6 protein-coding genes are annotated in these 13,970 nt (G+C 31.4%); 1 reads left to right on the top strand and 5 read right to left on the bottom strand.

Going from position 1 to position 13,970, the window contains the following annotated elements:
* Position 1 precedes the first annotated feature (1 nt).
* The 5 genes from BUA99_RS09195 to corA all read right to left on the bottom strand — a co-directional run bounded on the left by BUA99_RS09195 (position 2) and on the right by corA (position 10,704).
* The gene (locus BUA99_RS09195; protein WP_072991202.1) at positions 2–3,013 is read right to left on the bottom strand and encodes a SusC/RagA family TonB-linked outer membrane protein; all 3,012 of its coding nucleotides are present in this window, start codon (positions 3,011–3,013) and stop codon (positions 2–4) included.
* Between the two features lie 235 nt (positions 3,014–3,248).
* A complete protein-coding gene (locus tag BUA99_RS09190; protein ID WP_072991199.1) occupies positions 3,249–5,993 on the bottom strand; it encodes a ligand-binding sensor domain-containing protein in 2,745 nt (914 codons plus the stop codon).
* Positions 5,994–6,085: 92 nt separating this feature from the next.
* A complete protein-coding gene (locus tag BUA99_RS09185; RefSeq protein ID WP_072991197.1) occupies positions 6,086–7,285 on the bottom strand; it encodes an acetate/propionate family kinase in 1,200 nt (399 codons plus the stop codon).
* Between the two features lie 196 nt (positions 7,286–7,481).
* On the bottom strand, positions 7,482–9,575 hold the full coding sequence (gene pta, locus BUA99_RS09180; protein ID WP_072991193.1) for a phosphate acetyltransferase: 2,094 nt from the start codon (positions 9,573–9,575) through the stop codon (positions 7,482–7,484).
* Between the two features lie 58 nt (positions 9,576–9,633).
* A complete protein-coding gene (gene corA / locus BUA99_RS09175; protein ID WP_072991190.1) occupies positions 9,634–10,704 on the bottom strand; it encodes a magnesium/cobalt transporter CorA in 1,071 nt (356 codons plus the stop codon).
* 317 nt (positions 10,705–11,021) lie between these two features.
* On the opposite strand from corA, the gene BUA99_RS09170 reads away from it, so the two are divergent.
* On the top strand, positions 11,022–13,583 hold the full coding sequence (locus tag BUA99_RS09170) for a zinc-dependent metalloprotease (RefSeq protein WP_072991187.1): 2,562 nt from the start codon (positions 11,022–11,024) through the stop codon (positions 13,581–13,583).
* The last annotated feature ends 387 nt before the right edge of the window (positions 13,584–13,970 follow it).

Here is a 13,970-nt window from a genome sequence, read left to right as displayed (position 1 = left end):
TTTAAAATTTTAAGTTAGCACCAATTACAATTGATCGCAATGCAGGGTATGCGTTTAGTTCAATCCCTTGTGATCCATAAGGATCTCCATCACCATTTAACTCAGGAGAAAAACCAGAGAATTTTTGAGTAATAAAAGGATTTATAGCATTTACATAAATTCTACAAGTGTTTACAAACATTCCTTCTAGAGGGATTTTGTAACCTAGTGAGATATTATTGATTCTGAAAAAGTCTCCTGATTCCATGTAGTATGTAGATGCTACAGGTACTTGGTTAAATGGAGCTGGAGTTGTCGCCGTAGTATTGTTACTTGACCAAAAATCAGTTGCAAGTGAATTTTCGATATTCTCTCCACTAAAACGTTGTGCTTTTTTACCATTGTAGACTTTTGCTCCAGAAGTTCCGTATCCATCTACCGAAAGGTCAATGTTTTTATAATTCACCCCTAAAGTCACTCCGTAAGTTGATGTTGGAAGTATAGATCCCACGTATCTTTTATCAGTGCTTGCATTCAAAGCATCTTGAGTCACTTTATTTCCGGTTGCGTCAAAATATAATTTGTTACCGTTAGTAGCATCAAAACCTGCGTATTCATACATGAAAAAGCTACCTAGTGGTTTTCCAACTGATGTATTATCTAAGATTTTAGTAAATTGTCCGTTTAATAAATCTCCGCCGGTTCGCGGCGCGAGAATGGCGTTATTAATTTTAGTAAGTTCGTTTGTATTATTAGAAAAATTTCCGCCTATCCAGTAACTTACGTTGTCATTTACTTTGTCATCCCATCTTAGCGCTATTTCGTATCCTTTATTTGACACTTCGCCCACATGTGCTGGAGAAGAATTACTAATACCAGATGTTATCAGTGGTCTTGTATTTAAAATAACATTGTTAGTCGATTTATCGTAAACATCAAATGATCCTTTAAGTTTATTGTTTAATAATTCAAAATCCAAACCAATAGAAGCTTCCTCTGTAACTTCCCAAGACAAGCTAGGGTCAATTTGCGAGTTTATCGTTGTACCATCAAATAAAATCGAACCACCTAAATAAGTATTATTTCCTGCAATACTATACGCTTGGTTATTCAAAGGAACATTTTGATTTCCTAATTTCCCCCAGCTTCCTCTTAATTTAAGGAGATTTAAAGCTTTCACGTCCGTCAAGAAATTTTCTTTACTTACTATCCAACCTAAACCTATTGCTGGAAAAGTTCCCCAACGATATTCTCTTCCAAAATTTGAAGAGCCATCGCGTCTTAATGTACCTGTCAATAAATATCTGTCCTTCAATTTATATTGGAAACGGCCGAAGTAAGATGCAATTTTATTTTCATTAAAAACTGCATCATTGTAACTTAATACTGTTCCTCCATAATCAACATTAGCTAATGACCAATAATTTGCATTGGCATTTACATTTCTCCTAGCAATCCTCAACTCTTCCCTTGGTCCACGAACAGAGGATTCAATACCAGCCGTAACTTCTAAATCATGAATTTCTGCAAAAACTTTATTATAAGTTAAGTAATTAGATAAATTCCAATTAAAGTATTGACTTCGACCTTTAGTTAAAACATTAATATTTCGATCAGCAGGATAAATGATCGTGCTCAACTGACCAGGATTATTGTTAGTTTCCCAAATAGCTTTACTATCCTCGTAATTATAATTTTTCCAAGAATAATACTCGCCATTAAATTGAGACGTAAACTTTAAAGAGTCAAATATTTCGTAATCTAATTTTAAACCTCCCTGCAATATAATGCTTCTTTGTTGCTCATTAAAATAATCTAATTGCGCAACAGGATTTCCTACATTGTTAAAAGAAGATCCTGCAGGACCGGCAAATCCATTTGCACCCACGAAGGAGACGCCATATTGACCATTCGAAAAACGAACAGGAATTATAGGAGATTGCTTGTAAGCATTAGTAAATGCGTCCAATGGTTTAGGTGCTGATTTTGTAGTTCCAAAACTCAAATTTTGATTTAAAGTCAGTTTTTTGGAAATTTTAAATTCATTGTTACTTCTAAAAGTGGTACGACTAAAATCAAGACCATTAAGAATTGCTTTTTCTTCATAATTACCTACACTGAAGAAATATTTAATATTTTCTGATGAACCTGACACAGAAATATTATTTTGAGTATAAACCCCTGTTCTTGTTATGGCATCAAACCAATCGGTATTAACAGGCTGATCCTGCGAAAATGTAGTAGTTTGCAATGCATCATTAGAGTAGTGAGCATATTTATTACTTCCAGCCATTTTGACTGTTTTTAGTGGAGATCTAAAACCTGCAAAAGTTTCAATTTCAATAGACACCTCATTTCCCTTACCTTTTTTAGTTGAAATAATAATAACACCATTTGCAGCCCGAGTACCATAAATCGCAAGTGACGATGCATCTTTAAGAATCTCGTAGGATGTAATGTCATTAGTATTAATGTTGTTAATGTTATCTGTAGGCATTCCATCAACGATATATAATGGTGTTCTTCCTCCTAATGCAGTACCTAATCCTCTAATAATTACTGAGGGAGCTGAACCAGGAAGATCTGAAGAAATTACCTGGACACCTGCGGCCTTACCTTGTATAGCTTGCGAAGCATTTAAAACTTTCATTTTAGAAACCTCGTCTGCTTTAATAGATGTTATTGCAGATGTGTTATCAATTTTTTTTCGTGTTCCATAACCAATGATTATCACTTCTTTCAAAGCTGTGTCTTCTGATTCTTTCAGTGTTACGGTCATCAAATTTGCTGTTGCAGGAACCGAGATCGCATCAAAACCAATCATGCTAAATTTTATTATCTCTCCCACTTTGGCATTGATACTAAAATTCCCGTCAAAATCAGTATCAGTTGAAGTTTTTGAATCTACTGCAACTACACTTGCTCCCGGAATCCCCATTCCAGTAGGATCCACTAATTTTCCCTTAATAACTTGACCAGACATGTAGGCTGGAAGCATAATAAGTGCTAAAAAGCTGAAAATAAAATTTCTCATCTATTAATAATTTGTTAAAGTTAATGGAGCCAAATTAATCAATTACAACGTTGTAGTTGATATACCAACGATACTACATAAACACATCAAAATAATTAACAAATGCTATATAGCACTACTATTGTGCTATATAGCCGCTAAAAATTACAAAGATAAAAATGATTTGATGTAGTAATGATGTACTATCATAGCAATAAAAAACGATCAGAAATTTAATTTTAATTAACCATTTTCATCATAACGTTAATAAAAATTTAGATAAATTATCTTCTTGATTGAGGTTGAATTTTTTCCGAAGACGATAACGATGTAGTTCTACTCCTCGAAAAGAAATATTCATAATAGGTGCAATTTCTTTTGATGAGAGATTCATCTTTAAATAGATGCATAATTTGATATCTTTTGGAGTAAGCTTAGGATATTTTTGAGCTAACGAAATTACGAATTCGTCATTAATTTGATTCAAGTTAGTTTCAAAAATTTCCCACTCGTGTTTGTTTATAGCATTGATTTTAATTACTTTTTTTATCTCACTTTTAGACTTATTAAAATCCATATCAGAGTCTAAAATTTCTTGAATACTTTCAATCATTTCACTCTGTTTAGCAATAGAAAGTGATTTTCCAGTTACTTCCGATGATTTAGATTTTAATTCTAGCTCAAGAATATGTTTTTCGTATTGCTGGGTATTCAATTCATTAACTGCTTTTAATTCTATTTCTAAAATTTCTTTTTGATGCTTTAATTCTTCATCACGTAATTGTAATTTTTGTAGGTATCGCATTTTGTTCCATTTGTAATATAAATATAAGATCAATGCAATAATTGCAATATAAAGAAGTAACATGTACCAAGAAAAATACCAAGGCTTTTTCACCGCGAAGTTAAAAGTAGAAACAGTTTTATAGTCTAAGCCATCATTAATATAAATCGTGATATTGTAAGTACCACTTGTTAAATTACTAAGAACAATCACTCCATTATTAACACGACTAAACTGTTTTTTATCATTAATTTTGTAGAATAAATTAGGTTTCTTTACTCCATATACTCCTGAAATTATATGGACTTTTAATTCTGAATTATAAGGTATACTCACACTATCACCAATAACATTCTGATTAAGAAAAGTTTCGATTTTTATGACTGGCTTTTTATCTAAAGAAAAATTTAATGGTAGGGAAATAAAGCCATCATCTAGATTTAATAAATAAGAGTTTTTAGTTTTATAAAGTTTTAAATTATCATTTATAATTTTTCCTTTATAATACTTCTCTTGAATACTACTCCAAATGAATTTATTATTCTTAAAAAGTATCGCGTTTAAAACTCCTTGTTGTAAAATCAAAAATTTATTTTCATCAATTGAAACAATATTTGAAACATTTTTAAAATTTTTGTTGAACAACTGATTATCCTCTAAGGTATTGCTGATAGAATTATAAGTGTACCACGATTTATTGATAAGAAAAAGTATTTCATTTCTAAACTCAAAAATTTTAACTCCAAAATCATTTGTAATTTTAGAACGCTGTGTAATATTATCTACCAATGTAGTTTTAAAATTGTCATCGTATAAAATACGATATAATCCTCTGTTGATATCCGCTGCCCAAATCTCATTTCTACGATTTTGAGCCACATACCTTATAGGTTTGACAAGTTGTCCAATTACTTTGTTTTGATTTAAATCATTACTATTGTTGTACAAAACGATCCCACTATAATTAGCTTGTAGAAATGAATTATTCACTGAACTCTTGGTAAAACTCCAACCTCCATTAATGAGATTAATTTTACTAAGTGTTTCATTTTTAAAGATAAATGTTCCTTCATTATGACCTATAACATAATTGTCATTCACTTTAGTAATATCCCATCCTTGGCCTTGTGTATTAGGAAATAAATTAAGTTGTTTAGATTCGTACTTAAAGATACCATGATTAGATGCCATTAAATATCCATTTTTTATACTTGCAACTGAATAAACGGAACCCAAAATACCTGAATTGTCATAAAAAATAGATATTGGAGAATTTACTTCAATGTGTGCAATTCCATTATCTAAACCTAGCCATAAATCATTTTCTGAATCGAGTCCAACACTCAATATAGAATTGTTCATTAAAGCATTGTTTCGATTAATATTAGTATATGTATTAGCAACCAAATCATAGATAAAAACACCTTTGTTTGCTGTTCCAATAATTAATTTTTGATTACTTATAAATTTTGCAATATTAATATTTCCTGCTTTTAGAATGTCGTTCAAAGGATTATTCCAGACGTTAAGTTTACCGTTGTCTTCTATAAAAATTCCGTTTTTTTTAGTAAAATAAAATGTTTTGTTTTTATACTTCTCGATACCATGTATTACATTATTTTTCAAAATTGATAGACCTTCGATCTCATAAAATTTACCGTCAATTAATTTGTAAATCCCTTCAAATACTGACGCTATTAATAATTGGTTCTCAACCACAAAACAGTAAGAAACTAGGAACGGAAATATAATTTTTTCTACTTTTTTACTGTCATAAATATAAAGACCATTGAATGACTGAAAGTGAATTTTATTTTTAAATTTAAAAATTTTCCAAATTTCCTCGTTCTCCCTATCTTCAAAAACTTTCATTTTATTAGATATGGAAACGTAAAACATCTTACCATTCTCCCGATACCAATACCCAAATTCTTTATACGAACCTGTGTATATTTTATCTCCATCGATCATTACTGATCTAATTATTGTTTTATTAGGAAGCGAATATTTTTCCCACTTAACGCCATCATAACGTAATAAATAATAATTATTAGCAAAATACATTGCTTTATCATTTCCCTGTGTAACACTCCAAATTTGGTTGTCCCCGCTATAATCTGATTTAGAATAATTTTCTACGAAAGGCAGCAACTCTTGAGAAAAAAGTTGCAATGAGGAAAAATATAGTAAAAATATTAACGCTATTTTAAATTTCAAAATGTGATGTTTTATGCCCAAATATAAAAAGATTTAATCGAAGTTAAGCATAAAAAAAGCTTCCAGTGAAGAAGCTTTTTAGTAGAAATATCTTAATTTGTAAGTAATTCAAATACCTGATTAGCTATTTCAATTTCTTCATTTGTCGGAATTACTAAAATCTTAGTTTTAGAGTCTATTGTATTGATCTCTCTAACTTCTTTAGATCGTAATTCATTTTTTTGTTCATCTAATTCAATTCCAAAATAATTCATATCAGTACACACTAACTTTCGCATGTATGATGAATTCTCTCCAATTCCTGCTGTGAAAATAATAGCGTCTAGTCCATTTAAAACTGCAGTGTAAGAACCAATGTATTTTTTTATTCGGTAAGCATTCATCGCTAACGCCAGCTGACAATCAACATTTCCGTTTTCCGCTTTTTCTTCGATATCTCTTAAATCGCTATAACCAGTGAGTCCTAACATTCCACTTTGCTTTTGTAGCATGGTATTAACAGCTTCGAGAGAATAACCTAAAGTATTAACGAGATAAAAAATAATAGATTGATCCACATCTCCACTCCGAGTACCCATAATTAAACCATTCATGGGACCAAAACCTAGCGTATGATCGACACTTTTTCCGTTTTTTATGGCAGTCATACTACAACCATTTCCCAAATGAATTGTTATAATTTTTGACTCTATAACTATAGAATTTTGCGTCAAAAAGTGAATTGCATTTTCTGAAACGTATTTATGACTTGTACCATGAAAACCATATAACCTGATTTTATTTTCCGTTAAAAGATAATTTGGCAATGCGTATTTATGCGCTATAGCCGGAATTGTTTGATGGAACGCCGTATCAAAAACGGCTACTTGTTTTGCTTTATCAAAAATAGTTGAAGCAACAATTATTCCCTCTAAATTAGCTGGATTATGCAATGGGGCCAACTCAAATAATTGTTTAATTTTTTCCTTGACCTCCTCAGTAATTATCACAGTGTTCGAAAAAGAACTTCCGCCATGCACAACTCGATGTCCTACGGCTTCAATTTCATCAGTGCTTTTTATGACACCAATTTTCTCATCCATTAGTAGATTTGCAATTTTCTCCAGACCTGTTTTATGATCTGGAATGGTAAGTGCCTCCTCAATTTTTGCTTCATTGGTACTAAAAGTTAGATTGGAAAATTCTAATCCTATTCTATCAATCATACCAGAACAAATAACCTCATTTGCTGGCATATCAATTAACTGATATTTTATTGATGAGCTCCCTGAATTTATTATTATTACTTTCATTTATATTTTTTTTTACCGCTAATGCTTTACACTTTGTATCTTTTTTAGCCGTCAATACGCTAAGAACAAAATGATATATTTCAAATTATCGTGAACTTTCTACAAATTTTAATTCTACCAGCAGAAGTTCACTGAACTAAGTTTTTTTAAATAATTAAATTGTTTTTTGCTTTATTTACTTGTGGTTTTGAACAATCTACAAGCCCTGCGCTTGAATGGCCGTAATAACAACTGTATTAATAATGTCATCTACAGTACAACCTCTACTTAAATCGTTAACCGGTTTATTCAAACCTTGCAGCATAGGACCAATTGCTAATGCACCCGTTTCCCTTTGAACCGCTTTGTAGGTATTGTTTCCCGTATTTAAATCTGGAAAAATTAAAACGCTCGCTTGTCCTGCAACTTCTGAATTTGGCATTTTACTTTTACCAATGGCCATATCAACCGCTGCATCATATTGAATGGGTCCTTCTATTTTTAAATCAGGACGTTTTTTGCGAACTATTTCAGTTGCTTCTCTAACTTTATCAACTTCATTTCCTTTCCCAGATGCGCCAGAAGAATATGAAAGCATTGCAATTTTTGGCTCAATACCAAAAGCTGAACTAGAATCAGCTGATGAAATTGCAATTTCAGCGAGTTGCTCTGCTGTAGGATTTGGATTAATAGCACAGTCTCCGAAAACAGAAACTCGATCTTCTAAACACATAAAAAATATCGATGAAACGATGCAAGTGTCTGGTTTTGTTTTAATAAATTGTAAAGCCGGTAAAATTGTATGTTGAGTAGTGTGTGCAGCACCAGAAACCATTCCGTCAGCATCCCCTTTGTACACCATCATTGTACCAAAATAAGAAACGTCCTCCATTAGATCTTTGGCCATAGCCATAGAAACATTTTTATTTTTTCGAAGTTCAAAATAAGTGTTTACATAATCGTCATATTTATCAGATAAAATGGGATTTATAATTTCTACTTTTGAGAAATCGAATGGAATACCTAACTCTGCGACTTTATTTTCTATTTGTTTTTTATTACCAATAATCGAAATATCTACGACGTCCATAATTTGTAAACGAGATGCCGCAACAATAATTCTATCGTCACTCCCTTCTGGTAAAACAATATGTTTACGATGCTTTTTTGCTCTTTTTACTAAATTGTACTGGAACATTTTAGGAGTCATTCCTTCTGCTTCAAATGAATTTAAGATTGTAGATAAATTATCTACATCAATATATTTTTCGAAAGTATTAATAGAAGCTTCTATTTTAAGTTGATTGTCAGCGTAAATTTTAGATTTAATATTTCCCAATCTATTTGTGATGCTGTAAGTTCCGCCTTCAACGGTTATGATTGGTACAATTGTAGTCAGCCCTTCAATTAATTTCATGATGCTATCGTCAGGTATAATATTTCCTGTCAGGACAATACCAGCAATTGAAGGGTAATTAGCTGATTCATTTGCTTGTAAAGCACCTAAAATAATATCGGCTCTATCTCCAGGAGTTATTACTAACGCTTTTTCTTTTAGATGTAATAAATAATTCCGGAGTTGCATTGCACCAACACTAAAATTTCCTACTTCATTATTCAAGTATTCTCCACCAAAAAGGACTTTTGCATGTAAGACATCGACAATTTCTTTGATAGTAGGATTATTTAAGCTTGATATAAGCGGAATTGCATTGACCAAAATAGATTTAGGAAGACTATTTTTTAATCCATTAGTTACCAATTTAATATTTTCCGGTTGCACTTTATTTGCTATTACGGCTAGAACTTCCACATCCCTAACTTTAAATGAATCATAAGCTAAGTATAGACTATCTATTAATTCTTCTAAAGTTTTACCAACGCCAGAACCAACAATGATTGTTGGGATTCCAAGATTTTTAGCAATTAAAACATTCATGTCTAATTCTATTACGGTTCCTTCTCCGCTAAAACTTGTACCTTCAACAAGCACAAAATCAAACTGCTCCTCTAATCGTTTATATTTTTCAATAATTAGGTCTAAAACCTCTCCTATTTTTCCTTTATTTTTCTTTTTAATCAGTTTACTTTTAGTAATTGCATACGCATCTTCAAATGCGATATCCAAACCAAAATGCGATATAACAGTTTCAATATGATTATCTACTTTACCATCTTCAAAATCTTCAATTATAGGTCTAAAATAACCCACTTTAGCTGTTTTTCCAATGAGCATACTCATTAAACCAAGAGTAACAATGGACTTACCGCTGTTGTGTTCACTCGTTGCAATATAAATCGATTTATTCATTTTACTGTTTTATAATTCTTTAAAAACTTTATTATTAAGCTAAAATTGCCTGAAAAAATTAAAACCATTTTCTTTTCTTGAAATAAAAAATCATTACTATACCTATCATAACCATAATACCAATAATAGTGTAGTAACCGTTGCGGTAATGCAATTCCGGCATAAATTCAAAATTCATTCCATACACACCCACAATAAAAGTTAACGGGATAAATAGTGCTGAAACAATAGTAAGCGTTTTCATGATTTCATTCATCTTATGCGTTTGCGAAGAAAAATAGAAATTAGAAGCACTCTCTAATGAGCCAAGATCTGATTCAATTTGCTCTAAAAGTTCTAAACTTTTTTGATGTAAACGGGAGAAAAAAGTATAACTATCCATTTCCATTGCATTAAAAAGATTATCATCCTTCATACTTTTGATTCCAAAGAGCGAATCGCGAAGTGGAATTATAGATCGTTTTAAAAAATTAAAATTATCACGGTGTTTTTCTATTCGTACTAATGTTAACGGATCGGCACTTCCTTTAGAAATATTAATTAACTCTTCTACTTTATCTTCCTCATTTTCAATTGTAACATAGAAATTTTCCATTATTGCATCAAGAAGAATATAAAGTAAATAATCTACTTTTTTTGTTCTGACAAGTCCTGAATGAGTACGAATTCGTTCGCGAATATGAGAGAAAAAATCGGAGCGTTTTTCCTGAAAAGAAATTAAAACACCATCTTTTATCAAAAAACTAATTTGTTCAATGATAATATTGTCTGAATCCCCCGCAGGTAATAAAGACTTAATATTAAAAAATAAAACATCAGCTGACTCCTCTAACTTTGTCCTTCTACTGGTATTTAAAATGTCAGTTAACATAAAAGTATCAATTTCAAAATAAGCTCCTACAGACTGAATTAATTCTATATTATTTAAACCATGTATGTTTAGCCAATTTATTTTTCCAAAATCAATATATTTATCTAAATCCGAAATCTTAAAACCATCATATTCAGTTAAATCTATATTATCATAGACAAATAATTGCATCTCAGATTTATGCTCCTTGTGAATGCCTGTATACTCCAGATGATACGGTAGTGATTTTTGACCTTTCTTGTATTTGATTTTTCTCATTAAAAAAGTGTATCAGATTGCAATACAGAATCAATTTCAATATATATTTTATTTTAATACATAAATTTTGAAACGAGAATCCGATTAAACAACACTAAGAAACAAAAATACGGAGAAAATAATAGTCTACTATTGAGAAAAGTCATAAAATAGTTTAAAAAATATTTGATCAGCAATTGTTAATTAGCTAAAATTAATATTCTAACTAATAAGAATTCAAAATATATTTATAGATTTGGAAACTATTGGTAAATAAAAGCAAGATTCTTTCATTTGCGCACTAAAAATTAAATATTAACTATAATAAATCTAACTAAATGATTAAAAAAACAGTATCCGTAATTATGGTGTTCTTGTTTGTCTTTTCAGTTCAAGACACATTTGCACAAAGCAGGAAAAAGAAGAAAGCAGATAAAAATGCAACTACGAAGGTAGAAACTAAAGCGCCTGAAACTAAAAAAGAACCAAAGCCTTACAGCAAAGTCATTGATACCACAGCAGTAACTCAAAATGGTCTAATAATTGTTCATAAAATAGATAATAAGTACCTCTTTGAAATTCCTGATTCTATTATTGGGAGCGAAATAATGACAATTACTCGTTATTCTAAAACACCTGCTGGAGGTGGAATTTTTGGTGGAGAGGAAATTAATCGCCAAGTTGTACGCTGGGAAAAAGGTTTAAATAACAACATATTGCTACGATCAGTAACGTATGTTATCATGTCAACTGATGAAAGTAAACCTTTAGCACAAGCTGTTAAAAATTCTACATCAGATCCAATTATTGGGAATTATGATGTTCTTGCCTACAAGAAAGATGCGTCTGGAAAAATAACAGGATATGTACTAGACCTATCAACTGCGTTTGATGCTGATGTTCAAACTTTTTCATTAGACCCGATAAAAAAGCAATTACTAAACATTCAAACATTTCAAAAAGACAAATCTTTTATTTCTAAAGTCAGTAGTTTTCCTTTAAATACTGAAATTAGAAGTGTAAAAACATTTACAACAACACCACCGAAAATTAATACGACTCCAACACCTAAAATCGGAGTTGATTTACCATCAGCTTTAGATGCTGGCGTAGTCACCTTAGAATTGAATACTTCAATGATTTTATTGCCAAAAGTTCCGATGCGCAAAAGAGAATTTGATGCGCGGGTGGGTTATTTTGCAAATCAATATGGTGTTTTTGAAGAAGAATCTCAAAAATCAGATACTAAAGTTTTTGCCGTAAGATGGCGTTTGGAGCCAAAATCTCCCGAGGATGCTCAAAAACAAAAAAACGGAGAATTAATTGAGCCTTTGAAACCTATTGTATATTACATTGATCCAGCAACTCCAGATAAATGGAAGAAATATATAAAAGAAGGAATTGATGATTGGCAAGTTGCATTTGAAGCTGCTGGATGGAAAAACGCTATTCGCGGAGAATACTGGCCAGAAAATGATCCAACAATGAGCTTAGAAGATGCCCGTTTTTCAGTTTTGAGGTATTTTGCCGCTGAAATCCAAAATGCTTATGGACCAAATGTTCATGATCCAAGAAGTGGAGAAATTCTAGAAAGTCATATTGGTTGGTATCACAATATCATGAGTCTTTTGAGAAACTGGTACTTGATTCAAACCGCAGCAGTAGATCCAGCCGCAAGGGCAAAGAAATTTGATGATAAATTAATGGGTGAGCTAATTCGTTTTGTATCCTCTCATGAAGTAGGTCATACATTAGGATTGCGTCATAATATGGGTGCAAGTTCTGCTACGCCTGTAGAAAAATTGCGTGACAAAGAATATCAAGCAAAAAATGGACATACTTCCTCTATCATGGACTACGCTCGTTTCAATTATGTAGCACAACCAGAAGATGGCGTAACTGACTTATTTCCTAGAATAGGTGATTATGATAAATGGGCAATAAAATGGGGGTATTCTTATTTTGAAGATGTCAATACTGAAAAAGAAGAAAAAGCCAAGCTAAATGAAATGACAAAAGAGGCTTACAAAAATAACCGCTTATGGTTTGGAACAGAAACAAGTCCTTATGATCCAAGATATCAAACAGAGGATATTGGAGACAATGCAATGAGAGCCTCAGAGTATGGAATTAAAAATTTAAAAAGAATTCTTCCAAATTTACTAGAGTGGTCTAGCGAAAAAGGAGAAAGTTATAGTGAACTAGATGAACTTTATGGTGCTCTTACTGGACAATTTAGAAGGTACATGGGTCATGTAACTAAAAATGTAGGTGGAATTTATGACTCACCTAAAACTTATGATATGACAGGAAATCAGTTTACAGTTGTACCAAAAAGTATTCAAAAAGACGCTGTATTATTTTTAAATACACAGTTGTTTACTACTCCAAAATGGTTACTGGATCAAAACGTACTTTCAAAAATTAATCCAGAGAACGGAGTTGAGGCCATAAAAGCAATGCAAGATGCAACATTATCGAGTTTAATGGCTGGAGATCGAATGGTGCGACTTTTAGAATCGTCAGCAGCAAGCAAAGAAAATTATTCAGTTGATGAATTAATTACCGATTTGAATAAAGGTATTTTTTCAGAATTGAAAACTAGCGCAGCCGTTGATATGTACCGCAGAAACATACAAAAACTATATGTTGATAAGTTAATAGAATTGCTTAAGCCTGGTTCTACAACCGTTAGGTCAGTTCCCGTAGGAGTTAGCTATGGTTTTACGACAAGAAAAGTTAACTTAGCGCAGACTGATTTACCCTCTATAGCAAGAGGTCAATTGATTAGTTTAAGAAACAACTTGAAAGTATCTTCTGCTAAAATTGCAGATCGTATGACTAAATATCATGTTCTTGATTTAGTTGCAAGAATTAATGAAGGATTAGATCCGAAGTAAAATGTGTTAATTTATAGTTAAAAGAGGCTGTTCTTAAGGACAGTCTTTTTTTTGCCAATTAATTTCTAATTTAAAATCTTAAAAATTGCTGTCTATCTTCTTTAATTTTTGAAGAAAATAATCAGTAAGGCTATTAGCTATTAACTCGCGTAAAGGATTCATTTAGAAATAGAAATATCTTATATCCTTCTTTTACATTTAATTCTATTGGGAAAAAAGAAAATATGAAATTGTAACAGTCGAAAAAAATAATTTATAGTAAGATATAAAGATATTTGTGAATATTATTAGCCCATTGAGATATTATCATAGAATGTAGTATTAAATGAAGATAAGCAGATAAAAATAGTATCTCCTTACAACGTCTTTATACATTTTTAAATTTAT

This window comes from Flavobacterium segetis (assembly GCF_900129575.1).
Classification (GTDB): domain Bacteria; phylum Bacteroidota; class Bacteroidia; order Flavobacteriales; family Flavobacteriaceae; genus Flavobacterium; species Flavobacterium segetis.
The sequence above is the reverse complement of the archived record's forward strand: the minus strand, read 5'-3'. Positions and strand labels throughout refer to the sequence as shown.

Bases quoted from the DNA above. Each gene is read 5' to 3' on its own strand.
- BUA99_RS09195 (WP_072991202.1), bottom strand. From the start codon at position 3,013: ATGAGAAATTTTATTTTCAGCTTTTTAGCACTTATTATGCTTCCAGCC.
- BUA99_RS09185 (WP_072991197.1), bottom strand. From the start codon at position 7,285: ATGAAAGTAATAATAATAAATTCAGGGAGCTCATCAATAAAATATCAG.
- pta (WP_072991193.1), bottom strand. From the start codon at position 9,575: ATGAATAAATCGATTTATATTGCAACGAGTGAACACAACAGCGGTAAG.
- corA (WP_072991190.1), bottom strand. From the start codon at position 10,704: ATGAGAAAAATCAAATACAAGAAAGGTCAAAAATCACTACCGTATCAT.
- BUA99_RS09170 (WP_072991187.1), top strand. From the start codon at position 11,022: ATGATTAAAAAAACAGTATCCGTAATTATGGTGTTCTTGTTTGTCTTT.